Annotated in this window: 17 protein-coding genes; 7 read left to right on the forward strand and 10 right to left on the reverse strand. The window is 52.9% G+C overall.

Annotated elements, in window-relative coordinates:
* Positions 1-13 precede the first annotated feature (13 nt).
* The gene (gene yhbH, locus DNH61_RS17885; protein ID WP_111148053.1) at positions 14-1,162 is read left to right on the forward strand and encodes a sporulation protein YhbH; all 1,149 of its coding nucleotides are present in this window, start codon (positions 14-16) and stop codon (positions 1,160-1,162) included.
* Positions 1,163-1,286: 124 nt separating this feature from the next.
* Here the strand turns inward: yhbH and DNH61_RS17890 are convergent, their stop codons facing one another.
* From DNH61_RS17890 to DNH61_RS17900, 3 genes are all read right to left on the reverse strand, one after another.
* A complete protein-coding gene (locus tag DNH61_RS17890) occupies positions 1,287-2,897 on the reverse strand; it encodes a family 10 glycosylhydrolase (protein WP_111148054.1) in 1,611 nt (536 codons plus the stop codon).
* A gap of 189 nt (positions 2,898-3,086) precedes the next feature.
* Positions 3,087-6,251, reverse strand: coding sequence for a PAS domain S-box protein (locus DNH61_RS17895; protein ID WP_111148055.1), 3,165 nt, complete (start codon positions 6,249-6,251; stop codon positions 3,087-3,089).
* Between the two features lie 68 nt (positions 6,252-6,319).
* On the reverse strand, positions 6,320-7,558 hold the full coding sequence (locus tag DNH61_RS17900; protein ID WP_111148056.1) for an ATP-binding protein: 1,239 nt from the start codon (positions 7,556-7,558) through the stop codon (positions 6,320-6,322).
* A gap of 187 nt (positions 7,559-7,745) precedes the next feature.
* Here DNH61_RS17900 and DNH61_RS17905 point away from each other — a divergent pair, with 187 nt between their 5' ends.
* The 3 genes from DNH61_RS17905 (at position 7,746) to DNH61_RS17915 (ending at position 13,502) form a co-directional block, all read left to right on the forward strand.
* The gene (locus tag DNH61_RS17905) at positions 7,746-11,525 is read left to right on the forward strand and encodes a response regulator (RefSeq protein ID WP_181438768.1); all 3,780 of its coding nucleotides are present in this window, start codon (positions 7,746-7,748) and stop codon (positions 11,523-11,525) included.
* 125 nt (positions 11,526-11,650) lie between these two features.
* Entirely contained in the window at positions 11,651-12,346 is a 696-nt protein-coding gene (locus DNH61_RS17910) for a response regulator transcription factor (protein ID WP_111148058.1), read from the forward strand.
* 184 nt (positions 12,347-12,530) lie between these two features.
* On the forward strand, positions 12,531-13,502 hold the full coding sequence (locus DNH61_RS17915) for an HD domain-containing protein (RefSeq protein ID WP_245948254.1): 972 nt from the start codon (positions 12,531-12,533) through the stop codon (positions 13,500-13,502).
* Positions 13,503-13,621: 119 nt separating this feature from the next.
* Here the strand turns inward: DNH61_RS17915 and hflC are convergent, their stop codons facing one another.
* Both hflC and hflK read right to left on the reverse strand, forming a co-directional pair.
* Positions 13,622-14,500, reverse strand: a complete 879-nt coding sequence (gene hflC / locus DNH61_RS17920; protein WP_111148060.1) for a protease modulator HflC — start codon at positions 14,498-14,500, stop codon at positions 13,622-13,624.
* Entirely contained in the window at positions 14,497-15,576 is a 1,080-nt protein-coding gene (hflK, locus tag DNH61_RS17925) for an FtsH protease activity modulator HflK (protein WP_245948237.1), read from the reverse strand. The genes hflC and hflK overlap by 4 nt, the downstream gene beginning before the upstream one ends.
* 194 nt (positions 15,577-15,770) lie before the next feature.
* Between hflK and DNH61_RS17930 the strand changes: the two genes are divergently transcribed.
* Complete coding sequence (locus DNH61_RS17930) at positions 15,771-17,213, forward strand: SpoVR family protein (protein WP_111148062.1); 1,443 nt, start codon at positions 15,771-15,773, stop codon at positions 17,211-17,213.
* 114 nt (positions 17,214-17,327) lie between these two features.
* Positions 17,328-17,690 (forward strand): hypothetical protein, encoded by a 363-nt coding sequence (locus DNH61_RS17935; protein ID WP_111148063.1) that lies wholly within the window; start codon positions 17,328-17,330, stop codon positions 17,688-17,690.
* A 134-nt stretch (positions 17,691-17,824) separates the two neighbouring features.
* Here DNH61_RS17935 and DNH61_RS17940 read toward each other — a convergent pair whose 3' ends face one another.
* From DNH61_RS17940 to DNH61_RS17950, 3 genes are all read right to left on the reverse strand, one after another.
* Positions 17,825-18,586, reverse strand: coding sequence for a class I SAM-dependent methyltransferase (locus DNH61_RS17940; RefSeq protein WP_111148064.1), 762 nt, complete (start codon positions 18,584-18,586; stop codon positions 17,825-17,827).
* Positions 18,587-18,848: 262 nt separating this feature from the next.
* Entirely contained in the window at positions 18,849-20,522 is a 1,674-nt protein-coding gene (gene xynC / locus DNH61_RS17945; protein ID WP_111148321.1) for a glucuronoarabinoxylan endo-1,4-beta-xylanase XynC, read from the reverse strand.
* Positions 20,523-20,904: 382 nt separating this feature from the next.
* Entirely contained in the window at positions 20,905-22,800 is a 1,896-nt protein-coding gene (locus tag DNH61_RS17950; RefSeq protein ID WP_111148323.1) for a PrkA family serine protein kinase, read from the reverse strand.
* 585 nt (positions 22,801-23,385) lie between these two features.
* Between DNH61_RS17950 and DNH61_RS17955 the strand changes: the two genes are divergently transcribed.
* Positions 23,386-24,123, forward strand: coding sequence for a DUF2161 domain-containing phosphodiesterase (locus tag DNH61_RS17955; RefSeq protein WP_111148065.1), 738 nt, complete (start codon positions 23,386-23,388; stop codon positions 24,121-24,123).
* 100 nt (positions 24,124-24,223) lie between these two features.
* On the opposite strand, the gene DNH61_RS17960 is transcribed toward DNH61_RS17955, so the two are convergent.
* Both DNH61_RS17960 and DNH61_RS17965 read right to left on the reverse strand, forming a co-directional pair.
* The gene (locus DNH61_RS17960) at positions 24,224-25,414 is read right to left on the reverse strand and encodes an aminotransferase-like domain-containing protein (RefSeq protein WP_111148066.1); all 1,191 of its coding nucleotides are present in this window, start codon (positions 25,412-25,414) and stop codon (positions 24,224-24,226) included.
* 152 nt (positions 25,415-25,566) lie between these two features.
* The gene (locus tag DNH61_RS17965) at positions 25,567-26,889 is read right to left on the reverse strand and encodes an ABC transporter substrate-binding protein (protein WP_111148067.1); all 1,323 of its coding nucleotides are present in this window, start codon (positions 26,887-26,889) and stop codon (positions 25,567-25,569) included.
* Positions 26,890-26,906 lie beyond the last annotated feature (17 nt).

Genomic DNA, 26,906 nt, shown 5'->3' on the forward strand with positions numbered 1-26,906 from the left:
GGGGATGGCAAGCATGACAGAGCCGCTGTTTATCGTGTCCAGGGAAGACTGGTCGCTGCATCGGAAAGGATATCAGGACCAATCCCGCCATCAGCAGAAAGTCCGGGAAGCCATTAAGCAGAACCTGCCTGATCTTGTCACCGATGAAAGCATCATTCTGTCGGATGGACGACAAATTGTTAAAGTGCCAATCAAGAGCATGGATGAGTACCGTTTTGTCTACAACTTCAATAAACAGAAGCATGTCGGACAAGGGGACGGGGATTCCCAGGTCGGGGACGTGCTCGGCAAGGATCCCAAGGAGGCCAAGGGCCCAGGCAAGGGCCAGGGAGCCGGCGATAAGCCTGGTGAGGATTATGTAGAAACCGAGGTCAGCATGGCTGAGCTTGAGGATATGCTGTTCGAAGAGCTGGAGCTGCCCAATCTGGAGAACAAGCAGAAGGACATCATGGAGGCTACCGATATAGTCTTTCACGATATACGGAAGAAAGGCATTATGTCCAATATCGATAAGAAGCGCACGCTCATAGAGAATCTTAGACGCAATGCAAATGCGGGCAAATCCGGCATATCAGGCATCAGCCCGGAGGACCTGCGCTTCAAAACTTGGCAGGAAGTGATGAAGCCCCATTCCAATGCTGTGGTTCTAGCGCTGATGGACACCTCGGGAAGCATGGGTTCCTTCGAAAAATATGTAGCCCGCAGCTTCTTCTTCTGGATGACCAAATTTTTGCGGCGCAAATATGAGCATGTGGAGATCGTGTTCATTGCTCATCACACAGAAGCCAAGGAGGTCAGCGAAGAAGACTTCTTCACAAGAGGGGAAAGCGGCGGAACGATCTGTTCATCAGCCTATCAGAAGGCCGTCGATATAATTGATGCCCGCTATCCTCCTCAAAACTGGAACATATACCCCTTTCACTTCTCCGATGGCGATAACCTCACTTCGGATAATGAGAAGTGCGTCAAGCTGATCCATGAGCTGATGGCGCGTTCGAATATGTTTGGCTACGGGGAGATTAATCAGTATAATCGCAGCAGCACCCTGATGTCAGCCTATAAAAGCATCAACAGCAGGAAATTTTTGTATTCCATCATCAAGGAAAAGACGGAAGTCTATCAGGCACTCAAGAAGTTCTTCTCCACGCCGGCCGGCGTCTAGAACAGCAGCACTCCCTGCCCTGTTTCCTAACAGAAGGAGCTGTCCCGCAAGTCATCCCGGATGACTGAGGTACAGCTCCTTCCAGCTTCCTTACCGTTCCGCCCGGCGTCTCGTGCAAAAGCCCCTACTCATAATATAGACGCAGGGCATCGAGGACACCCAGCGGGTTGCGGCGCAGATCCTTCGCACTGAAGAAGACATCGCCTTTTATCTCCGGATGCTTCCTGTTGTAGACCAGCTGATTAATGATCTCCTGCGGACTCTGCCATCCCACCTCTGGCGTGCCCAGCTTGTAAGGAGAATGGCCGATGTAGAGATCCACACCCGTACCCTTGACTTCTCCTGCCCACCAGTCGGCAAGCGTATCATACCGGACAGCGGTATTCGCCATGCTCCAGTACAGCTGCGGCATAACATAATCTATCCAGCCCTGCCGGATCCAGGTCCTGACATCCGCGTGCATGCTGTCATAAGCGGTTACCCCTGCCTTCGTATTGGAGCCTGTCGGGTCCACACTCGCATTACGCCACACTCCGAAAGGACTGACACCAAATTCGACTCCCGGGTTTACCCGCTTGACCGCAGTACCCAAATCACGAATAAAGCTGTTGATATTATCACGCCGCCATTCAACTATCGTAGTGAACTTGGCAGGATTATAAGCCCGGTAGGCGAGTTCATCAGCAAACTTGCCCGAGGACGGGTAGAAATAATCGTCCAGATGGATGCCGTCCACATCATACTGCTGTGCAACCTCTGTGATGACGTCAATAATATGCTGCCTGGCTTCGGGTACACCTGGATTAATATAGAGCTTACCGCCAGAATTCACTATCCACTGCGGATACCTCTTGGCCACATGCCCGCTTGCCAGATTCTCCAGCTTGGCATCTGGACTTGCACGAAACGGATTGAACCAGGCATGAAACGCCATCCCCCTGCGATGGGTCTCCTCAATGATGAAAGCGAGCGGGTCATACCCCGGATCCCTGCCCTGGGCGCCGGCCGCATACTTGGACCATGGCACAAGCTTGGAAGGGTAGAAGCTGTCAGCAGCAGGACGAACCTGCACGAACACCGTGTTGATACCGGCTGACTGCAGCTCGTCAAGCAGCTTGATATACTCCTTCTTCTGAACCTCCGGCTTGCCGTAAGAGGAAGCAGTTGGCCAGTCCAGGTTATAAACCGTTGAGATCCATACCCCCCTCATCTCCGGCGTGCTGACCGGCAGCTGAGGAGCCGGCACAGGAACTGGCGTTGCCGGAACTGGAGCAGGTACAGGCACAGAAGTATCTCCGTCTGAAAGGCTGATCGTCCTTTCGGCCTGATTCCACGTGACCTTCAGCCCAAGCTGCTCGCTGACGAACCGAATCGGCACCATCGTACGGCCCTGTATCATCCGTACAGAGGCATCAAGCGATACCGGAATATCGTTCACATAGGCTTGCTCCTGGCCCCCTGTCATGCGGATGACCGTGTCACCACGCGTGATGGTTACCGTCCGCGCTGCCTGAACCCAAGCGACACTGGCGCCCAGGCCTTCACTGATTATCCTCAGCGGAACCATGGTGACATTCACCTTCGGTATAATAAAAGGAGGCACATCCGCTGCCAGCTGCTCGCCCTCCAGATATAACGTTATTGTACGTGAATCAGCCGCCTGAACCGTTGTCTTAATCAGCGGAAGCATCAGCGACACAATCAACAACCATGTAACCCATTTCCGAAATGCCATGCCAGCAATAACCTCCAATATTTGAACTGATCATTCCTTCCTCTATGTTAGACGTATGTACAGCCTCTTTGTTGCTGCTGACGGCAAAATAAACCAATCGGCAGCCTTAAAGGTCGGAAAAAATTCAAAAAAAGCTGCCTCCAAAGGGGTACAACCCCTGGAGACAGCCAAGCGTAACAGCCTATACAATTAGGTCGACTCTTCTCCAGACTTGGATTCCAGCTTGTTCTTCCAGCGGGCCAGCAGCATCCGGACGTCCTCCGTCCGAATCGGCTTGCTCAGACAATCATGCATGCCTGCAGGCATATCCGTAACTTCCCCCTTCGTCTGCGGGATGGCCGTAAGCCCTACGAAGATCGGCAGCCTGTGGGCCGGAAGCAGGTCGGTAATGAGTCCGACCGCCTTTACGCCATCCATAACAGGCATCTGGATATCGGCGAACACCAGATCATAACGGCTGCGGAGCATATGCTCGACCGCTTCTATCCCATTCTCAACCACATCCGCCTGCAAGCCTAATCTGCTGAGAATGCGCAAAAAGAACTGCTGTTGGGCCGGGTTATCTTCGGCAAGAAGTATGCGAAGCTTGGGCTGGCCTTCCCATTGCCCGTCAGCTGCTGCCGGCATTTCGGAGCCAAACAGCTGCAGACTTCCACTGCCTTTCCTGCTGCTATCGTACACAGGAAGCTCTTCCTCTGAAGCTTCCGTGCACACGGACTGCTGATTGGAGATGAAATGCAGCGTGAACGTGGAGCCCATGCCCTCCTCGCTGTCAACCGTAACATGGCCGCCCATTAATTCCGCCAGCCGCTTGCTGATCGCAAGCCCCAGGCCTGTTCCGCCGTATTTGCGGTTGATCTCAGGATGGAGCTGAGAGAAGGATTGAAACAGATCACCAAGCTTGTTAGCCGGTATTCCGATACCCGTATCTTCAATCGCCACCCTGACGACCGTTCCTTCCTCCAGCTCCAGGGGCTCGCATTCCACCTTGATCCGCACGTACCCCTTCTCTGTAAACTTGATGGCATTGCCAATCAGGTTAATGAGAATCTGGCGGAGCCTTGTCCCGTCTCCTTGAAGCTCACGGGGTGTTCCGTCCTTGATGTGATAGCTAAGCTCGAGCCCCTTCTTCTCAGCGAGCGGCCTGAGCAGCTGCACCGTCTCATTCAGGACTTCGTCAATATCGAACGGCTCGTCGATCAGAACAAGCTTCCCCGCCTCCATCATACTGTAGTCCAGAATGCCGTTTATCATATGCAGCAGGGTATCTCCGCTCGTATGGATTATTTCCGTATATTCACGCTGCTCTTCGGTCAGCTCGGTTTCGAGCAGCAGATCGGCCATTCCAAGAATGCCGTTCATCGGCGTACGTATCTCGTGACTCATCATAGCCAGAAACTCCGACTTCGCCTGATCCGCCTTCTCGGCACGTTCCTTGGCGTACATGATTTCCCGCTCATTCGTTATATCGCGGAACACAACCACAACACCCATCACAGCCTGACTGTCCAGCTTGTCATTGATCGGGCTTACCTGATACTCAGCCAGAAAGCTCGTACCGTCCTTGCGCCAGAATACCTCGTCGGATACCAGCCGCACCATTCCGTCCTGGAGAGTAGCGTAGACCGGGCAGGCCTCGAACGGATAAGAGGTTCCGTCCGCTTTTGTATGATGGATTAGATAATGATTCACTTTGCCGATCAGCTCATGGGCTGCGAAGCCGAGGATCCGCTCGGCTGCCGGGTTGACAAACATCGTTCTGCCGTATTGGTCCATGCCATATATGCCCTCAGATACCGAGTTCAATATAAGGCTGTGACGGTGGCTCAGCGTTTCAATCTGTTCAATATAACGCGTCCGTTCCGTTATATCGTGGAGGATACCAAAGACGCCTACGACCTGCCCCTTCACCACAATCGGCACTTTGGTCACCCCGCACATGACCTGGCGTCTGTCCTTGCGAATGATGCGCATCTCATACCGCTGGGGCTCCCCCCCGCTTGCCTTCCTGAAGAACTGCTCCGCCCGCTCATAATCATCGGGATGCAGCAGGCTGCGGAAGGAAGGCAGCTCTAGCAGTTCCTGCCTGTTATACCCTGTCAGCTCCTCAAAGCTTGGGTTAGCCGATGTATACCGGCCTTCCAGGTCATAAGAGAACACACTCGCCGGGTTATATTCGAACAGGGATCTGTAGCGCTCTTCACTCTCGCGTATCCGGTCCTCAAGCAGCCGCTGCTCCGTTACATCCTGGACGGTTCCAATAAGGTTGACCGCCGTGCCGTCAGGAGCCCGCTCCAGAGTGGCCTGTGCATGAATTACGCGTTCCTCATCCTCACCGATGACGATGCGGTATTCCGTCTCGTAAACACTGCTATTAAGGGAATCGTTCAGCGTACTGCGAACCCGCTCGCGGTCTTCCGGATGCACAGCTGAGAAGAAACGTTCCAACTGGAAAGGCCCCTGCCCCTCCAGCCGAAAGATCCTTCGCATCTCCTCCGAGCATGTCCACAAGCCTGCCTGAACATCCCAGTTCCACGACCCTAGATTAGCCAGCTGCTGTGCCTTCGCGAGATTGTTCTCGCTGTGGCGCAGCTGCTCCTCCCTGTGCTTCCGCGCGGTAACATCACGGCCTATTCCCAGATAATAGGGCGTGCTGCCGTCCCCATTTTCAATCACCTTGATCGTGGTCTCAAACCACCTGTAGGTACCATCCTTGTGCCTGACCCTGAGCTCGTAGATGCTGCCATCCGAATAATCCTTCCCCACAATATTCGTTGGATCATCAAAAAGCGTACGGATATCCATATCCACCAGCTCCGATGCTTCATAACCAAGCAGCTGTGTTGCCGAAGGAGAGATGTACAGAAGCTTACCGTCCGGAGAACTGTATGTAATAATATCCTGTGCATGTTCTGTAATAATCCGCAGCAGTATTTCCGGTTCTCTAACCGGATCCAGGCCAGCGTTTCCGGCCATCTGCACTTCCTTAATGAATATGTAGCAGCCGAGAGCTTCTTCCCCGTCCCGGACAGGAAGCTGCTCTGTCATAACGTCAATAAGGCTTCCGTCGGCCCGCTGCAGACGAGCCCATCCATCTTGTACAATCCCGTTCCGTTCATCTGCGTTCTTCCTGCCGCCACCATATATCGTCACAAACAGCTGCTGCAGCCTTAAGGAGGAGAACGCTTCTTCCGTATAGCCGGTTAACTGCACAGCTGCCGTGTTAGCGGCAAAGATTGTCCCTTCGTGATCCGCAATCAGGATCGCTTGGGAATGATCCCGGAATAAAGAGGCAAACAAATTGCCCTGTCTCGCTAATTCCCGTAAACGCTCTGTCTGCTGTTTCTCAGCCATATGACTCCCCACCCGTTAACTCAGCTTTTCCGTCCTGTTATCGAACTCGCAGGATCTATTACCCATATTTAGCGGGTTTGAAATTTCAAGAGGCATTCTGTACCGAGCCCCGGCCTGGAACGTATCGTCAACCTTCCATTCATCGCCCGGATCAGACTGATGACGACCATCAAACCCAGCCCGGTACCTTTCTCCTTCGTCGTGAAGAAGGGCAGTCCGATTCTTGCCAGCTCCTTATCCGTCATGCCGATACCTGTATCTTTAATCCGAATCCCCACACTGCCGCTATCATCCCGCCAGGTCTCGATCAACAGCCTGCCGCCGTTCGGCATGGCTTCTACCGCGTTCTTGATAATGTTATACAAGCACTGCTGAAGCTTACGGGAATCTCCGAGTATTGGCAGCACACCTTCTGAATGGTGATCAATCCGAAATTCAATCCCGGATTGCTCTGCAAGCGGAATGGCCCAGGGCTTGATGTTCTCAATCTCCTGTACGGCATCCAGCTGACGGATCTCGTCAACCGCCGGCTTTGCGAAATGAAGATAATCTGTAACAACATGGTTTGCCTGCTCAATCCCCTTGATCGCCTGGTCCCGGTAGAGCTCGAACTGCTCGGCCGAAAGTTCCCTCTTATTCAACAGCTGGAGGAAACCCAAAGCGGAAGTCAGCGGATTTCGGACCTCATGGGAAATGGAGGCCGCAAGCTGGCCTACCATCTGATATTTTTCTATATTGAGCTGTTCTTCCTGCTGACGCTGCTGATTAGCAACCAGATGAGTAACAACAGTCAGAGCCGCTGCCGCCAGATAAGTGCCGGTCACAGCCAGCAGCAGCTCGCCTGCACTTAACTCCGGATTCGCCCCAAGAAGTCTATACAGCCCAAAGTATAACGTCAGCATGGCGATTGTCCGCATAAGCTTGTGAGATAAGCGTTCAGCCAGCCACCCCCGCTCTCCCGCCAGCCACCCGGCCGCTGCCAGCACAAATGAGGCTGCTCCAGCAGCGTAAGCTTCATTAACATCGAGAACAAAATTACCGATATTAAATAGTATCCAGGTCACAACCGCCGGCAGGGTCCCTTCATACATAAGTGCAAAGGTTAAGCAGAGCGGTATGGAATAGACGACATATAAGGCTGGGCTTGGTTCCATTGCGATGTAATAAAAGAAAGATAATACCAGCAAGCCGCTAAGCAGCATGCTCCGGTTAAGACGGCGTCCTTCCATCCGGGGGGACAGAAACAAGTAAATCAGGCTGGCGGCCATTAAACAAAGCAGGCCGTTTACTTCATGAGCCAGGATCATTGGTGTCAATAGAATTCTTTCCTCCGTCCGAAAGCGTGACAATTTTACTACTATTTTACTATATTCTCTGCCAAAACAACAGTATATCTGCGGCAAGCCATTGTGCTGCGGAGCCCGCTTCTAAAGCGAAATTATACAGATCCTGTGACACATGACATATCTTCTATTAGAAAAGGTGGCGTTAAACTTGTTTCGATCCATTCGTTCCAAGATGACAGCAGTCGTTCTCCTCTCAACCGTCCTGGTATTATGCAGCGCCGGACTCGCCAACTATTATCTGGCCAGGTATGAGCTCACCGAGCAGCTTGAGAGCAACAGCCTCAGCGCTGTATTGGACACCGCCAGCAGCTTGTCCAACTATCTGGAGCTGCAGCTCGTCAAGGGTGAAACCATGGGCAGAACCGACGTCATCCGTCACGGTACTATGGAAGAGAAATTTGCGTACCTGAACGCAGAGCTCGACCAGGACAGACAAGCTGTCATCAGTGCGGGACTGGCCCAGCCTAACGGCACCTTGAGCCTGTCTAACGGCTACACCCGGCAGCTGGGCGACAGCATACAGTTCCGTCAAGCACTTGGCGGCAGTCCTTCCTTTAGCGACCCCGTATTCGACGAATCGGACCGCTATGTCATCAATCTCTACATACCCGTGAAAAATCTGTCCGGCAGCGTAGACAGCATTCTCTTCTTCTCGCTCGATGCCATGAAACTGTTCGAGCAGCAGCTTCAATCGATCAAGCCGCAGGCTGCCAGAAGGGTTATGCTTGTGGATGAGAGTGCCAATGTGCTCTACCACTCCAATCCTGAATACATCCGCAACCGGAACTACTATGATGAATATGCTGCCCAGGCCTTGCAGCTCAAGCAGCTGTTCGCTGCACCTTACGGGGTTGTAGATCTTGATCTTGGGTATTCAACCAAAACCTTCTATGCCATTGTTCCGGGCAGCAGCTGGTCACTCGCCTATTCCATAACCACCAAAGATTTCTATAAACCGCTTCACAATCTGTTCTGGACAACGCTGTCGGCTGCGGTTATATGCGGATTGATCCTGTTTATCATTGTGTACTGGTCCTTCCACCGGGTTATCATGCAGCGGGTCCGCCAGATTCTCACAGCTACAGACAAGGTTGCAAGGGGCAATTTCACGCTCCCCCCCATTGAGATCCAGACCATGGATGAGCTGGGCCAGCTGGCCTGCTCCGTGAACGATATGGCAAGAAGCCTGAGAGGCATGTTTGAACCTTTCGAAACGTTCATCCACCGTAACCATTACGCCATGATTGTAACGGACGCGGATTACCGGGTCAGCCTTTTTAACAGCAGAGCCGAAGAGATGCTAGGTTACAGAGCGGATGATGTGGTTGATGCCGAAACCCCCATGCTGTGGCTGGATCCGCAAGAGCTGGCACAGCGGATAGACAATACCCGTGACCTGAAGGGTGAGGAGCTTACGCCCGCCGCATTCTTCGCGCGGACAGCCGGACAATCGGCTGAGGAAGAAGAGTGGACCTGGATCGCAAGCGACGGCCGCCGGATACCGGTGCATGTCAATGTGACCGAGATGACACATCCAGACGGCCAAACCAAAGGTTACGTCATTGTCGCGCGCGATGTTACGGCATACAAGGAAACGGTCGTGTCCCGGGACCAGATGCTAAGCATCGTCGACTCGGCACATGACTTTATCGCCTGTCTGCGCGCAGACGGCGCCATGTTCTTCATTAATGATGCCGGCATGCGGTTTCTCGGCATCCCGGAGCTGACCGACAGGAACCGCAATCTGAAGCAGTACATCAGCCCGGAGAGCGCTTATAATCTTGAGGAAGCCTTCCAGTCTGCAGACCGTGAAGGATACTGGGAGCATGAGGTGGAATATATCGGCGCAGACGGCTCGGTCACGACGATGTCCCAGTCACTCGTGGTTCAGCATGCCAAAGATGAACCCTATTATTTTACAATCATACGGGATATTAGCGAGCAGAAGAAAATCCAGCAGCAGCTGCTTGAAGCTAATCAGGCCAAAAGTATGTTTCTCGCGCGCATGAGTCATGAAATTCGGACCCCGCTTAACGGCATAATCGGGTTATCCCATCTGATGCAGCGCACACCGCTTACGGTTACGCAAAGTGAATATATGCAAAATATTATGGAGTCCTCCGACTCACTCCTGAGGATCATCAACGATATTCTTGATTTCTCCAAGGTGGAGGCCGATCAGCTGACGCTTACCAAGGCGCCTTTCTCCCTTCAGCATACGATTCACCGCCTGTGCGGGTCGGCAAGTGTTCTGCTTGGCTATAAGCCGGTGGATGTTCTTATCGATATCTCTCCAGACCTGCCTGCTGCACTTGTTGGCGATGAAAGCAGACTGAATCAAGTGCTGCTTAATTTGCTCAGTAATGCCATCAAGTTTACGGACCAAGGGACAATCCGGCTTGGCGTATCAGTAACCGGCCACCAGGAAGCATCCGTGCTGCTGACCTTTACGGTCACCGATACCGGAATTGGCATCTCAGAGGAGCAGCTCCAGCACCTGTTCCAGCCATTCGTGCAGATAGACGGCTCTATGTCGCGGAAATACGGCGGCACTGGCCTTGGGCTGGCTATTACCAGGCGGCTGGTGGACCGGATGGGCGGAGAACTTACGGTGATCAGCAGACTTGATGTAGGCAGCGAGTTCCGGTTCACCCTGCCATTCAGCACAGCGGCTGATACGACAGGTATGAGACTTCACCGGGCAAATCTTGACGTCCTGGTTGTCGAAGATAACGCCGAGGCACGCGATAATCTTGCCGTCACAGCCGCCGGCTGCTCCGGCCGGGTAATGGCGGCAGCCAGCTGGTCCGAAGCGTTTCATAAGCTGCGTGACTCATCACCGCCTGATGTGCTGCTGCTCGATATGGAAGCAGAGGACATGTTTGGCGAGGATACATGGTTCAATATGAGCCGTATGACCCGCCAGCAAGAGGTTAGCACAGTGCTGTATACCTCCTTAAACGGCAGGCACGCCATTGAGCAGCTGGATGAACAGTGGAAGCCCGATGCCGTAATGGTTAAGCCGTTGAGCCCTTTAGCCTTGCATCAGGTGCTGCTTAATATCGAGGAGAGGCGGCTGAACGGCAGTACGGATACGCCAATATCCGATCATGCGGTACAGCGGCTAGCTAACGCAGAGACCAGGCATATCCTGGTGGTTGAGGATAATCTGATTAACCAGATGGTTACAAGACAGCTGCTGGAGGAACGGGGGCTGCGTGTCACGGTGGCGGGCGATGGCTATGAGGCGCTGGAGCTGCTGAAGACAGACCTGTTTGATCTTACCTTTATGGATATGCATATGCCGGGTCTCGATGGAATTGAAACAACCAGGCGGATCCGCACACTGGCAGAATTCGATAACATGCCTATTATTGCCTTAACTGCGGATACGACTCTTGATGGCCGGGAAGCTTGTCTGAGGTCGGGCATGAATGATGTTCTGACTAAGCCGCTTCAGCCGGAAATTCTGGTGCAGGCTGTAAGCCGATGGCTGCCGGGCGGCGGCATCCCGTCTGAAGAAGTTATTCAGGACTTGGCTTCAGCAGGCAGGCCGCATGACATGACGTCATCCAGGTTTCAGGATATTCAGGCCCATCCCGCCATCTTCAATCCGTCGGCCGCTCTGCATCTGCTGGATGGCAAGGAAGAGCTTCTCCTGCAGCTGCTCACCTCCTTCCGTCAGCAGTACGGCGATGCAGCCGACCGGATAGAATCTTATCTGCAAGAGCAGGATTTAGCAACTGCACGCCGGCTTGCCCACTCGCTGCGCGGTGCAGCCGGGAGCCTTGCTGCCGGGGCAGTCTCCCGTACCGCCGGCAGGCTGGAAACGGCCATCGAACGTCAGGATTCGGCATTTTTCCCTCAGCTCATTCACGAATTAAGGACGGATATATCAACTTTCGACAATATTATTGCAAAAATTTGATAATCGACAAAAACGGAAATAGACTTCCAGCCCTGCACGAGCTATAATCTGGTTAGCGGTAAAATTATTAACAAAGTGTTTCATTTTTTAATAAATCGCTCACATATTTAGGCAGGTGCGACCTCATGATGAGAATATTAATTATCGAAGATGACAAGATTTTTGGAGAGATGCTGAGTTTATATCTTACTGGAGAGAACTTTGAGGTGAAGCATGTCGAAACCGCCCGGGACGGGCTTGCGGCAGTCACCTCCTACCAGCCCGGAGTCATCCTGCTTGACCTGGTGCTGCCCGATGGAGACGGGGCAGATCTCTGTGTACAAATCCGCAGTATCACACAGGCTCCGATTATCGTCGTTTCCATGAAGTCGAACGTCAGTGAGAAGATCAAGGTCCTCACGGCGGGTGCAGACGATTATATGTGCAAACCGTTCAGCATGCAGGAGCTTAAAGCCCGGATTGAAACAATCTGGCGTCGTTTCCAGGCGAATCCCGCGATGCAGACCAGCCTTCAGCAGGCACCCGAGGCTCCACTCGAACGAATTCAGATCGATCATGAGCGGCGTACCATCGTCATTGATGGACAGCATCAGGAAACTACCTATTCCGGCTTCGAAATCATGCGGATGTTCTGCCAGAACCCAAGCCGTGTCTTCAGCCGGGAAGAACTGATCAACGCACTGCGGGGTGTGGATTCCTATATCAACGACCGGGCGATTGACGTGCATGTTACCAATCTCCGCAAGAAGATTGAGGTCAATCCGAAGGAACCGAAGCACATCAAGACGGTATGGGGCGTTGGTTACAAGTTTGTTCCCTGACATCTGCCACGGACCGGGCAGGGCCGCAGGCGGTATTCTCGCAGATAAATGTGAGAATACCGCCTTTTTCATGGGGAAACCACACAGCTTTTTAACACTTGTTTGATACCTAAGGTACAACTTTTCACAAACTTTTCTCCGATAATAGTAGTAAGCTACCTTTGAAATTAGGAGATGAGTTTTGGTGCATATAACGGATTTATCTACTGTCCCTCCCGAACAGGCTGCTGCCTCACGCCCTGTATACGGCACGATCGGCCAGCCGATTATCGAGCCCGGTACCGTGCTGTCCGCTGCCCTGCTCGAGGATATGAGGCGTCTTGGCATCCGCCATGCGGTGATCACGGATGAGGAGACAAGGGACGTTCGGTTCGACGAGCTGATCGAATCCAAGCTGTGGATGCGGTATGTGCTGATAATGCGAAAGGTTTATTTGAACGCGACTTCAGGCGATTTTGCAGAATTTGAGCTGTTCGATGCAGCGATGTCCATTGTTGAACAGGCCCGGACCCGCTCCATGATTGTCCCCCTGCCAACGAGCTCTGTCCCCTGCGCTCTCCAGCCATTCGCACACGTCGTCAACGTTGCGATATGGGCTGCCCAGATCGGTGTCCACATAGACCTTCATGCAAGCAGTCTCGTTGATCTGACAGTAGGGTGCCTGCTGCATGATATCGGTAAGCTGCTGACCGAACAGCAGAGCGAGCATGCTGAGGCCGGCTACCGGTTTGTGAAGCGGCAGTTCCCGCCGAGTTCCGATATACCGCATATTGTCCTGCAGCATCAGAACGTACCGATGGCGGGACTCCGCAGGTTCACGTTAGACAAGCCTTTCGTGGAGCTGACCCGGATCTGCCAAATGTGCAATTACCTGGATCACTTAAGCTGTGAGGGAGAGGCGATGCATTATGGCGCACTTGAAGTGCTGATGGCGCTGCATAACACTATGTTTACCGGAGATGAACTCCAGGCGCTTGTCCAGGTCGCACCCAAGTATATGCCCGGCAGCACAATCAAGGTCCATGACGGCCGCACGGCTGTTGTCGTCAAGCTGACCGAGCGTGCGGACAGGCCGATGCTCCGCTTCAGCGGCACCAGCACAATCGTGATGCCGGACGGCTTGTCCTCGATGCCCGCTTCACTGGTGAAGCCTTAACAGCGTGGATATGCCTGTAAACAAAGCAAGCCGGTCCTCCAGCAGCTCCCGTTTTAGGGGCACCGCCGGGGGACCGGCTTTTTTACATTGACACTATGCAGGTTACCCGAATCGTTAGCTTACTTCTCACCTTTCAGTATGCGCGTGTACGGCGAGTCAATCGGCAGCATGATGACAGGCTCGCCTTTGAATGTCGTCACGTAGCTCTCGAGTGTGCGATACAGCTTATAGAACTCCGGGTCCTTGCCATAGGCTTCATTATAGATCCGGGCGGCTTCACGCTCGCCTTCAGCTACGATTTTCTTGGCATCGGCCTCGGCCTGGGCAATAAGTTCCGTCGCCTGACGGTCTGCATTGGAGGTGATTTTCCTCGATTCCTCATCCCCCTCTGACAGATAGCCCGCAGCGATCGACTGACGGTCCGATATCATCCGGTTGTATACGCTCTGCTTGTTCTCTTCCGGCAGGTCAGTACGCTTGATGCGCACATCGACGATTGAAACCCCATAGTTCTGGCGCTCCGCCACCTCCGCAACGATCTCTGTGATCTCATCATTCAGGTTGCCTCGGGATGTGTTCTCGCTTATGATGCTGCCGTACTCAATCTCCGACAGCTTGCGACGCAGAGCATTATATACAGCGTCGCTTAACCGGCTCTCAGCAGCCGATACGGAATGAAGCGACCGCAGGAAGCGCTGGGGGTTGTCGATGCGCCAAACCATATAGTTGTCGACGATTATCGGCTTTTTGTCCTTGGTCAATATTGTCGTTGGCTGGCTGTCGTAAACCTTCTGGTATTTGGGAAGTGAGGCAACCGTTTCAATGAACGGCACTTTGAATTTGATGCCCGGCTCGCCATGAACGCGCACCGCTTCGCCGAACTTCATCACAACCTTGTACTCGCCTTCCTTGACGATGAACATGGAGCCGAACAAAGCTATCAGAATGAGAACCGCCGCCACCCCGGCTATAATCCACTTCCGCTTGTCTATGGTCATTGTCCGCTGCCTCCTTCATTCGTGCCTGCGCTATCTGTCTGCTGGGAACCGGACGTCCCCGGTTTGGCGGCTGAAGACTTGCCCATCAGCTCATTAAGAGGCAGATAGTTCACCGTATCACTGCCTCCGTCTGTAATCACAATCTTCGCGTTCGGCAGTATCCGCTCCAGCGTCTCCAGTATGAGACGGTCAGAGGTGACCGCAGGATTTTTCACATATTCATTGTAGACGGCATTAAATTTCGCCACATCGCCCTCTGCGTTCAAAATCCGTGATTTCTTCGACGCTTCTGCATTTTCGATCAGCGCCTGTGCTTCACCTCTGGCCTTCGGCAGCCGGTCGTTCACATATTTCTGCGCCTGGTTGATCTTCGTATTCTTCTCTTCGCGGGCATTCGTAACATTCTTGAACGCCTCCTGCACCTGGCCTTCAGGCGGTTCAATGTCTTGGAACTTCAAATCAAGAATCTGAATGCCGGTGTTGTACTGGTCCTGGATATCCTCGAGCTTCTTCTTCACCTCTGCCTGGATAACCGTCTTGCCTTCCGTTATCGCATAATCAAGCTTAGTCGATCCCATGACGGAACGGATGGCCGCGCTGGCTGAATTGCGAAGGAACTGCTCCGGCTCTTCGATGTTGTATAGATAGTCCCGAACGTTCGCAATCTTCCATTCCACCACCGCATCAGCGGACACGATATATTCGTCACCGGTAATCATGAGTGCTTCTTCCTCAACCGGTGTGATCTTTCCGCCTTCTTCCCGGTACCCAATATGAATCTTCTGAGTCAGATTCGCCGGCACCTTCACAACCTGCTGAATCGGATAAGGCAGCTTGAAATGCAGGCCTGAACTCTCCTGGGTCGACGTATATTTGCCGAATTTCAGGATCGCAGCCTCCTCCTGCTCCTCTACCGTATAGAAGGTTGTGAGGCCAAAACCAACCACAATTGCGACTACAGCTCCGATCAGCACCTTCTTCCACAGCCCTGGAGGCAGCTCCATATTGCGCTTCGTATTGCCGTTCAACCCGCCCTGATAAACCTCCATCGTGCCATCCCCTCTCTTGCTTCTCACCGGCTCTGACTCCCCTTCACCGGTCATGTTAGGTAATACGGGTAGAGCTGACTAGCGTTTCGCCCAATTGTTAGAAATAGCAGAAGCTGGCTGGGCCATCCGCGTCAAAGCATACCCCTGCCTGCCTGCTCATAAGATTAAAATACAAATCCGCGCCTTATGTGCAGGCGGACAACAGTAGGAGGGGACGGCCGGTGAACCAAGATGAGATACAGCAGCTGGAGCGGGCGATTGATGAGATTACCGAGATTGCGACAGGCTTCGGCCTGGATTTTTACCCGATGCGTTATGAAATATGCCCAGCAGAAATCATTTATACCTTCGGCGCTTATGGAATGCCTACACGGTTCAGCCACTGGAGTTTTGGAAAATCCTTCCACAGAATGAAGACCCAATATGACCTGGGCCTCAGCAAAATCTATGAGCTCGTGATTAACTCGAATCCATGCTATGCCTTCCTGCTCGACGGCAACTCGCTGATTCAGAACAAGCTGATCGTCGCTCACGTGCTGGCGCACTGCGACTTCTTCAAGAACAATGTGCGCTTCAGCGCCTCCAACCGCAACATGGTCGAGAGCATGTCTGCGACAGCCGAGCGGGTCGCCCAGTACGAAATGGCGTATGGCGCCAAGGAAGTCGAGCGCTTCATTGATGCTGTCCTGGCCGTTCAGGAGCATATTGATCCTACGCTTATTAAGCCGTATCAGCTCGACAAGACCCGCTACATCGAGATGCTCCGCAAGCAGCAGCAGGAGGAGGAAGAGCATGGCCTGCCGGTCAAAAGCAGCCCCTACAGCGACCTGTGGGACCTTGAGAAGGAGGACACAGAGGATGAAGACACCGATAAGTCGAAGCGGTTCCCGCCCCACCCCGAGAAGGATATTGTCTGGTTTATCGAGGAATATTCCACGGTTCTGAAGGACTGGCAGCGCGACATCATGTCCATGCTGCGGGATGAAATGCTGTACTTCTGGCCGCAGATTGAGACGAAGATTATGAATGAAGGCTGGGCCTCGTACTGGCATCAGCGGATCATCCGTGAGCTTGACCTGACGAGCGAAGAGACGATCGAGTTCGCCAAGCTCAACTCCTCCGTCGTTCAGCCGTCAAGGAACAGCCTGAATCCTTATTACCTGGGTCTTAAGATATTCGAGGACATTGAGAAGCGCTGGGACAACCCGACTGATGAGGAACGTGAGCGCGCAGGCCGCAAGCCCGGCAAGGGGCGGGAGAAGATGTTCGAGGTGCGGGAGCTTGATTCGGACATCTCTTTCCTGCGGAATTACCTGAACAAGCAGCTGGTCGACGATCTGGATTTGTATGTCTTCGAGAAGAAGGGCCCCGAGTGGAAGATTACAGATAAAGCATGGGAAAATATCCGTGATCAGCTTGTTGTGTCCCGCGTCAACGGCGGATTCCCGAGCATCGTCGTCTCCGATGGTGACTACAACCGTACCGGTGAGCTGTACCTGTCTCACCAATATGAAGGGGTTGAGCTCGACTTGAAGTACGTGGAACGCACCCTTCCTTATGTAGTTCAGTTGTGGGGCAAGAACGTTCATCTGGAGACATACGTGGAAGACAAGCAGCTTGTCTTCAGCTGTGACGGCAAGAAGATCAGCCGCAAGTTTCTGTGAATTTATTAACGTTTCAGAACAGGCTTGATGCGGGTATCGATTATGTAAGCTGCCGCGTCCATACTGAATAACTACGGGACTTTTCGTCCCAGACAACTAATGAGGTGATGAGAGATGGAGACGCTTCTCATAATAGTAGGCGCAGCCATTCTGGTCGGTGCTGTCGTCTGGTTCAGTAAAAGCCGGTGGAAAACAATCGAAACCGCCAAAGGCGGAAATGTTGATGCACTTGAAGTGAAAAATGCTTATTTGCAGGATAAAGATATACGCAGCAGGGTTAAGGTCGAAAATGGAGGAACACCGGTTGCGGGGGTCGCCTCCACAACCGGGCCGATGGATACGTCGTTCGGCTCAGCGGATACCGCTGACAATACCGTCTATCGGCTGGAGGTTAACGCGGGCGACCTGGATAAAGCTGAGCGGGCGCTCCAGCAGTTTGAGCAGGAAGTACAGCATGATGAAGGTGTCAGACTGTAACGTCAGGCAGTGCAGTAAGCCAATTACTGCGGCAGCCGTGTGGTTCGGCATAATCTATTAAACAGAGAAGCAGTGCTGCAGTTCAAGCGGCAGATGCCCCGGCTCTTATTATGGAGAGAGCCGGGGATTTTTTATTATTGCTTTACAGCCGACACTTTCAACCTTCTATAATCGGCCGTCCAGCTGCCGTTCCTGAAGCACAATGGCTTCACGGCTTCCTCCACATAACATCTAACCTCCCGCTCCTCTTCCTCATGCAACTCTGCGAATACGCCGCCTGCAAAATGATCCAGCCAAATCTGAAGTCCCTGTTCTCCTCCGCTGAGCGGTGTCGGACGGTCATAGCTGCAAATGGATAAAACCCGAAAGCCGTGCTTCTCAAGCAGCTGCCGGTATGCCTCCGGAGTCGGGAAATACCAAGGGAGGACGATGCGGCTCCCGAGGCTCAGCACCTGCGCCGACTTCTGCAGCGCATGCACAATCGAGGCGATATTCCCGTCAGCGCCGAACTCAGCCACAAACCGGCCGCCGGTCCGAAGCGAAGCTGCAATCGAAGAAACCGTCTGCTCTGCATCGGTCATCCAGTGAAGAGCCGCATTACTGAAGACAGCATCTACCGGCTGTGCGGTCCGATATGTTTGGCCGTCGGCTTGCACGAACTGAAGATGCGGGTATTTGCTCCGGGCGCGCGCAATCATTTCCCGGGAAAAGTCGACCCCTGTAACCGTGGCACCGCCGCCTGCCAGCCTTGCTGTCAAATCTCCCGTGCCGCAGCCCCAATCCACTGCCGACTCTCCGGGCTGCAGTCCGATTGTCTCTATCAGATCCTCGCCCCCCTTGGATACGAATGCCATTGCATCGTCATAACCTTCCGCTTGCCAGCTGTTAGCAGCCATATGTTCCACTTCCTTCCTATTGGTTAACTTAGTTGTAACACGCCTATTTTAATAAGTTAAATATATAGAATCAATATAGTTTATAGTTTAAACCTATGTAACGGCTAAAAAGAAAGCCGTCCGATCCTTCGATCGGCCGGCCGGCTTCCTTGATTTTATACGTCAAGCCTCGCTAGATCTCCTGCTCTCCAGCGTCCAGCAGACTGTCCGTATACGCAGCAGCTCATTCGCACGGACGGGATTTCTGGTGAACTTGCAGAGATTATTCTACTGCCGATACTTCAATGTAATCAATGTTTGGACCTTCCGTACCATTCGTTACGAATCGCAATGTATTGGTTCCTGTATTCATCGGTACAGTAATCGTTTTCTCTGCCCAATTCGACCATGAACCGGTTGGACCAAAAGAAGCACTTTCTGTCATTTTTGTCCCATTCACATAAACATCCAAATTTCTCGTTCCGCTCTCAAGTGCATATCTGACTTTTATATTTTTCGTTCCTGTTATCGCGCAATAGATGTTGTTCCACTGAACGGACGCACCGGAATAGGCGTTAAAGTTTACGTACCCACTGCCGGTATACCCAGAGTAATTCGATTCGGTCACTGCACTGGCCAATGTCGCGCCTGTCTCGGCTTGATAAGTTGTACTGCTGCCGCCGCCACTGCCACCCCCGCTCAAGTCAGCGACGAAGGTCGTAATACTTTGAGGAGCCAGATTAGCCGAAAAGTTATTGCCCGTTACTTGGATCGTTGCCTCCGGCTGCAGATTGCTGTTTGCTTTCGTGACCCATCTAGAGACGGCAGATACCGATCCATTTTGAAGGACAAAGTTTTGATTAACCGCTGAGCTTCCTTTGTTGACAGCGACGATTACGACCTTGTTGCCCCCCTTATATGCGGAAACAAATACGTTCGTATTCGGATTTTTTGTAGCATCTACTCTTTTATAGCCTGGACGGACGAATTTAGAGAAGTGAGCCATGCTGTAGCCGCGCTTGCTTATCGTTCCGTCCTCTCTCATCGGCCCGTATCCTCTTCGAATATACCACCAGATATAAGCCTGGAATTCTCCATCTGCCATCGCATGGTGAATATGATGGGCAACATCCAGTGCCTCTGGCCACCGGTCTCCAGAGGTCATGTCGCTGTTGGGATAGTATACCTCTGTCATCCACAGCTCTTTACCAGCTCCCTTTTGCTTGAAGAGCGGATAAGGGAAATTATTGAAGCTTGTACCGTATAGATGTGCTCCAAGAATATCCATGTTGGCTAGAGCTTGCGGGTCATTCAAGATGGGGTCATAGTAATTCTTAAGGTATTGAAACGATTCGGGCGATATCACTCTTGTCTTAATTGAGCCAGCATTGTTTTTCATAAACGTAAGGATTTCAGCAGGTGTCCACCATGTCCATTCATGAGCATAATCTGGCTCATTTTGAACAGAAATGGCATATAAATCAACTCCGTTGTTCGCCATGAAGGATACGAAGTTATTCAAGTGCTGCGCGTACTCATTGTACATATTGTATTTAAGTCTTTTGGCATTCGTATCTCCGTTTCGATTGAATTTCTCCACCATATGACTGGGCGGATTCCAAGGCGAAGCGATTACTAATGCTCCAAGCTCAGCTGCCCTCTTGGCAGTAGGAACTTCTTTATGCCAGTTAGCACTGTTCTCATCGACATAGATCCTGACGATCGAAAACCCTAATTGATTTTGTCCGTTTCCAAAGGCTGTTTCTCTCTGAGATGAACTTAAATCACCTGCCCAGGAGGGATGATTCATGCCGCCAAAACCTTTAATCAACTGTCTCTCTGCAGATAAGTTAATGACAGTATCGCTTGCAGCAAAAGCTTCATTCGGACTTGGTGCAGTCAACATGACAGGCAGGCCAAGGACAAATACCAGCCATAAAACTAAAAGCTTTCGCATACGTTCAGTTCCTATCACAACAATCTCCTCCTAAAAATTTAATTTAAGCTCGCTTCACTGATTCGGCATCCGAAATTAAAGCGTTTTCAAATAGAGTTGTTATACCGCCTCCTTTCGATGCTGCTAAACATGGAATTACGTAGAGTTATGCACAGCTGATATAAATCGGTTTCTCCACTCGCCTTCCATATACCTGCAAAAAAGTAATTTTCCTATAGTTCAACAGGGTATTACCTATAATCCGTCGGGTCCATGCTGCCATGTTTATAACTCTTTCTCTCCTGCTTAGCTGGGCACGCAGCATAAAAAAAGCCGGCGGGTCGCTTGCGACCGGCCGGTTTCCTTGATTGTATTTGCAAAACATGAACTTGACCGCCTGCTTCTAGCGGTTCAGCAGACTGCCCACGTAGCGCAGCAGCTCGTTGGCACAAACCGGGCAGTACCCGTGCTCGTCGATCAGCCGCTTGGATACTTCGTTGATCCGTTTCAGCTGATTTTCATCCGGTGTCTTGGTGGATGTCGTAATCTTGACAATATCCTTCAAGTCATGGAACAGCTTCTTCTCGATCGCTTCCCGCAGCCGGTCGTGGCTGGAATAGTCAAATTTCTTGCCTTTGCGCGAGTAGGACGAGATCCGGATCAGGATTTCCTCGCGGAATGCCTTCTTAGCATTTTCCGAAATGCCGATCTGCTCTTCAATGGAACGCATCAGACGCTCATCCGGATCAAGCTCCTCACCTGTCAGCGCATCCTTGATCTTCGTCCAGTTGCAGTAAGCCTCGATGTTATCCAGATAATTCTCGAACAGCGTCCGGGCCGACTCCTCGAAGGAATACACGAACGCCTTCTGAACTTCCTTCTTAGCCAGGCTGTCGTACTCCTTGCGGGCAATGGAGATGAAGTTCAAGTACTTCTCGCGCTCCTCCTTCGTGATCGATGGATGCTGATCCAGCCCATCCTTGAGCGCACGCAGCACATCAAGCGCATTGATACACTGCAGATCCTGCTTGATCAGCGCACTGGAGATCCGGTTGATGACATAGCGGGGGTCAATTCCGGACATGCCCTCCTCCAGAAACTCGTTCTGCATCTCCTTCAGATCAGCAGCCTTGTAGCCCTCCACCTCTTCTCCGTCGTACATGCGCATCTTCTTCACCAGGTCCATGCCCTGCTTCTTCGTTTCCTTGAGCCGCGTCAGGATCGAGAAGATCGCTGCTGCCCGAAGCGCGTGAGGCGCAATATGAATGTGCTTCATATCGCTCTGCTCAATCAGCTTCTTGTATATTTTCTCCTCCTCGGATACCTTCAGGTTGTAAGGAATCGGCATGACGATCATCCGGGACTGCAGTGCTTCATTCTTCTTGTTGCTGATGAACGACTTATACTCCGTCTCATTCGTGTGTGCTACGATCAGCTCGTCAGCGGATATGAGCGCGAATCTTCCCGCCTTGAAGTTCCCTTCCTGGGTCAGCGACAGCAGGTTCCACAGAAACTTCTCATCGCATTTGAGCATCTCCTGAAATTCCATCAGACCGCGGTTGGCCTTGTTCAGCTCTCCGTCGAACCGGTAAGCGCGCGGATCGGATTCCGAGCCATATTCCGTAATGGTCGAGAAGTCGATACTCCCTGTCAGGTCCGCAATATCCTGTGATTTGGGGTCCGACGGGCTGAATGTTCCGATGCCAACCCGGTTATCCTCGGAGATCAGCACACGCTCAACCGCCACATTCTCAATGATGCCATCATACTCCGTCTTCAATCTCATCTGACAGGACGGGCACAGATTGCCTTCGATCCGGACGCCAAGCACCTTCTCGACATCCGGCCGCAGCTCATGCGGTATCAGATGAAGCGGCTCCTCATGCATCGGGCAGCCCTGAATGGCATAGACTGCGCCTTTTTCCGTCCGGGAGAACTGCTCCAGTCCACGTTTTAACAGTGTCACCAGTGTAGATTTGCCCCCGCTGACCGGTCCCATCAGCAGCAGAATCCGCTTGCGGACGTCCAGCCGCCTGGCAGCCGAATGGAAATATTCCTCGACAAGCTTCTCAACCGCCCGGTCCAGCCCGAATATTTCCTTCTCAAAAAACTTATATCGCTTATGCCCGTTGTCTTCCTCGACACCTTCATTCCTGATCATTTCGTAAACCCGAGAGTGGGCCGTCATCGCTGGTGTCGGGTCCTTCTTCAACAGCTCTACATAGTCTTTAAACGTCCCTGTCCACGCAAGTTTCTCACTTTCCTGATTGTAATCCGAGATCCGTTTGAAAATATCCATGCTGCGCCTCCTCCCTGTCTCTCCCTGCCGCTTGTTCGCCTTGACTCTGCCCGCCAACATGCCGAACTTCCTGCTCGCAAACGCTCCGCCGTCAAGCGGCCGCCGTTCACCCAAACCCTGAGCCGCCATGTGAGGTTTTGCGGCTTTCTTCCGATGTTGAGTGATATATACCTATGCGTGTTCGCATCTGAAATTGCCCCATATTTTGTTTCTTCTTCCGCCTAATTGCGGGATACGCTTCACAAAATGTTAACGGAGGCTTGATACAGCCGTAATAAATGCGGCTTAAGCTGGTTCTAATCAGACCTGTGCCAAGAGGAGGTTCCGATGAAACGATCGCTCCGTACCCGAAAGCGCAGATTAGCTGTCAAACTTGCTTCGCTGCTGTCCGGCCCGGCATTCTGCCCCGGCACCTGACAGCCTGACTGCAGCCGCCAACGCCGCATTGATATTCCGTCTTCCGTATGGGAAGGCGGTTTTTTGCATGGAGAGCCGCGAGTCCCGTCCTGTGCTATAATACGGTTACTTATGTTTACGGCAGTTTGGTTAACGAGCTGCTGGTACCGGGGAAAGGGGAAGCTGTCTGTGGCCGTCAAGCATGAAACCGAGCTGTACACACCTGTTAAAGCCTACTATGAGAAGCTCGGTTATGAGGTGAAAAGTGAGGTGCTCCACTGCGATCTTGTAGCTGTGAAGCCGGGCGAGGAAGCAACCGTGATTGTGGAGATGAAGAAGACCTTTAATCTGGCACTGCTGCTTCAGGGGGTTGAACGGCTGCGGCTCACTGACCGTGTCATGCTGGCCGTCGAGCGCAACCGGAAGAAGTCTGGTGCGGTTAACCAGCGCTTCGGCGACCTCACGGAGCTGTGCCGGCTGCTGGGTCTTGGGCTGATGACCGTAACCTTCTATAAGACCAAAGCACCGGCCGTCGAAGTGCTGTGCGAGCCGGGGGACCCGCCTGCAAGGGGCATGAGGAGGAAGCGGCAGTCCAGACTGCTGACGGAGTTCCGTGAGCGCTCCGGCGATTATAATGTGGGCGGCAGCACGGGCCGCAAGCTGGTAACCTCCTACCGGGAGAAGGCGCTTCGCTGCGCCTGGGCGCTGCACAAGGAAGGCGAACTGCCGCCGCGCCGCGTAAGAGAGCTCAGCGGAAGCCCGCAGGCCGCCCGCATCCTGCTTAACGATTACTATGGCTGGTTTGAGCGTGTGGACCGCGGTGTGTACCGCCTGCGCCCGCAGGGCGTGCAGGCGCTTATTGACTACGCCGATGTCGTAGAAGCCTGGCGCCAGTCTGCTGCCGGAGGGATTGCCGGGGACAGCTAAGATATTGCAGCCTGTAATCCAAGCTGCCGGTGCCACTGCGGTCTCGTTCCGGCCGGACATAAGCAGTGGTCTGTCGTGACGCTGCTTGTGTCCGGACTTGTCAGCTGCGGGCGGTAAACTCGCTTACGGCTTCTACGAGCCCTTCAATGCCTGCTGCCAGCTGCTGTTCATTCACGCCTGCTACAGTTAACCTCGCCCTGCTGCGAACAGGCGACTCTGCATAGAATCTCGCGCCAGGCGCTATAGCTGCTCCCTTCATCAGCGCCGCCCGCTGCAGCGCCTCTCCGTCGAGCCCCTCTGGGAGTTCCAGCCACATGAACAGGCCGCCATCTCGAGAATGCCACGCGAGCCCCGGACTGCCATTTGTTCGCAATAGCTGCTCCGCCAGCTGCATCCGGCTTCTAAATCTCTCTGCTCTCTCCCGACTGTGACGCTCCAGCACGTCATTCATCAGCAGCTGATGGAGCAGCAGCTGATGGAGCATATGCCCGCGCTGCTCCTCCTCACCCGTGACACTCGCCATCACGGTGATAAGCTCCGGGCTTGCCGCGATCCATGCCGCGCCGATCCCTGGCAGCCAAGTCCGCGCATAAGTTCCTGTATACAGCACCTGATCCTTATCTTCTGCCAGTGCATGCAGCGCTGGATAGCTGGTGCCGGAATCACCGAGCAAGTCACGATACGAGCCATCCTCTATGATCGGCACCTCGTACCGACGGCAGAGCTCAACAAGCCCTCTTCTTCTCTCCAGGCTCCAGATGCGGGAAGAAGGGCTGCCGAAGTCCGGCATGACATACACAAGCCTTGGCTTCCGCGTCTTCAGGAGCTGCTCTGCCGCATCAAGCAGCATCCCCTCCTCGTCGCACGCTACATCCGCAGCACGCAAATTATTCATTCGGATGACCTGAAGAGCTTCAGCGGATGCGGGACGCTCGACGAGCACCGTCTCTCCTGGATCAGTCAGCACCTTCATACAGAGCTCCAGTGCCGCTCGGGGGCCTGGCATGACCAGCAGCTGCTCGGGAGCCGCATCAATGCCTGCAGCCGCAAGAGGAATGCACAGCTGCTCCCGCAGCGGCCTATAGCCCTGCCCTTCCATGTCCCCAGCCATAAAGCTCTCTGAGGCAAGTACCTGCTTCGCCGCCTGGCTTATGACTTGGGGCGGAAGCCAATCTTCCGTGGCAGGCAGCTCTCCCGCTAAGGGCAGCAGCCCTTCTCCCCCACACCATCCCTGCAGCATTCCCTGACTATAATCGGATTCCTGCAGCCTCGCTGAATACCGGTATTTCAATAGGCCCGCCGCCTTCCGTTGTGATCTGGCAATCTATTGTACGCCAAGACCCGCCTAATCATTAACATATTGCCGTAACATTCCACAAAAAAACGGCCTGGACAAGGATTTCTTGTCCAAACCGTAATTTTTGTTCTTATAGATCTGAATGATTATTTACTTCTCAGGTTATTCCAGGAATTCTGGAAAGCCTCCAGCATTTCCTCCCGGGTCAGCTTCTTGGCAATGTAAGCCTGTATGGTGGAGCCAAGCTCCTGCGTTACGCCCTCCGGATAACGGAACCAGTTCCATGTCAGTGTTTTCCCATCCTTGCTGTAGGCAATAATGTCATTGGCGATATCGCCCAATGTATCTGGATTCGTTACCTCAATCGACTTGAATGCCGGGATAAACTTGAACTCGTCTACAACGTACTTCTTGCCGAGGTCAGAGGTAACCATCCAGTTCAGGAACGCCTTGGCTTCTTCCTTCACAGCAGAATTCTTGTTCACAACCCAGTTGTTCGGAACGCCTACATACAGCTTGTCATTCTTCTCTGCATCATCATTAATCGGCATAGGCAGAACGCCCAGGTCCAGATCAGGGTTGATGCCGTCAATCTGCACCTGCGTCCAGTTGCCCTGCTGCATCATAGCTGCTTCACCGCTCGCAAACAGTGTAACCTGTGTGTTGTAGTCCGTCGTCAGCGGGTTCTTGTTGCTGTACTCCAGCGTCGTATCCAGCAGATTCGCCCAATCATTGAAGATAGGGTTGCCTGGAATTTGGCCGGTTCCATCGTTCATTGCGTTAACGAATGCAGTCGGGTCTTCCTGCTGTGCAACCGCCACGTTGAAATTATGAATGCCAAGGATCCACCATTCCTGATAGCCGTTGGCAAACGGCGTGATGCCTGCGTCCTGCAGCTTCTGAGCCGCTGCTTTCAGCTCGCTCAGCGTCTTTGGTGTCTCGGTGATGCCAGCTTTGGCGAACAGCTCCTTGTTATAGATGAAGCCATAGCCTTCCAGATTCATCGGCATACCATAGATTTTGCCGTCCTTGGTCATCGGAGGCTTCGCTGCGTCCACTACATCTGCTACCCATGGCTGATCGGACATATCTTCCAGGTGTTCCATCCAGGTTTCCATCTCCTGGTATCCGCCGTTGTTGAAGATGTCAGGCTCGTCGCCAGATGCGAATTTCGCTTTCAGTGCAGCACCGTAGTCCGCACCGCCGCCAACCGTTTCAATGACGATTTTGACATTTGGATTTTCCTTCTCATATTCAGCTTTCAGACGCTCAAGCGCTTCTGCAATTTCCACCTTGAACTGGAACATACGGATCTTAACCGGATCCTTCGCCTTCTCTGTATCTGTTCCGGTACTGCTTCCGGTATCTGTGCCGCCTGTTCCCGTTGTACTGTTATTACCGCCGCCGCAGCCGGCAGCCAGTACAGCAACCAGGATTAGTGACAGCAGAGTCGTGGTCCATTTTTTCATGTTTGTGCCTCCCTTTT

This window comes from Paenibacillus sambharensis (assembly GCF_003233845.1).
GTDB lineage: Bacteria > Bacillota > Bacilli > Paenibacillales > Paenibacillaceae > Paenibacillus_I > Paenibacillus_I sambharensis.

Bases quoted from the DNA above. Each gene is read 5' to 3' on its own strand.
- yhbH (WP_111148053.1), top strand. From the start codon at position 14: ATGACAGAGCCGCTGTTTATCGTGTCCAGGGAAGACTGGTCGCTGCAT.
- DNH61_RS17890 (WP_111148054.1), bottom strand. From the start codon at position 2,897: ATGGCATTTCGGAAATGGGTTACATGGTTGTTGATTGTGTCGCTGATG.
- DNH61_RS17895 (WP_111148055.1), bottom strand. From the start codon at position 6,251: ATGGCTGAGAAACAGCAGACAGAGCGTTTACGGGAATTAGCGAGACAG.
- DNH61_RS17900 (WP_111148056.1), bottom strand. From the start codon at position 7,558: ATGATCCTGGCTCATGAAGTAAACGGCCTGCTTTGTTTAATGGCCGCC.
- DNH61_RS17910 (WP_111148058.1), top strand. From the start codon at position 11,651: ATGATGAGAATATTAATTATCGAAGATGACAAGATTTTTGGAGAGATG.
- hflC (WP_111148060.1), bottom strand. From the start codon at position 14,500: ATGACCATAGACAAGCGGAAGTGGATTATAGCCGGGGTGGCGGCGGTT.
- DNH61_RS17935 (WP_111148063.1), top strand. From the start codon at position 17,328: ATGGAGACGCTTCTCATAATAGTAGGCGCAGCCATTCTGGTCGGTGCT.
- DNH61_RS17940 (WP_111148064.1), bottom strand. From the start codon at position 18,586: ATGGCTGCTAACAGCTGGCAAGCGGAAGGTTATGACGATGCAATGGCA.
- xynC (WP_111148321.1), bottom strand. From the start codon at position 20,522: ATGCGAAAGCTTTTAGTTTTATGGCTGGTATTTGTCCTTGGCCTGCCT.
- DNH61_RS17950 (WP_111148323.1), bottom strand. From the start codon at position 22,800: ATGGATATTTTCAAACGGATCTCGGATTACAATCAGGAAAGTGAGAAA.
- DNH61_RS17965 (WP_111148067.1), bottom strand. From the start codon at position 26,889: ATGAAAAAATGGACCACGACTCTGCTGTCACTAATCCTGGTTGCTGTA.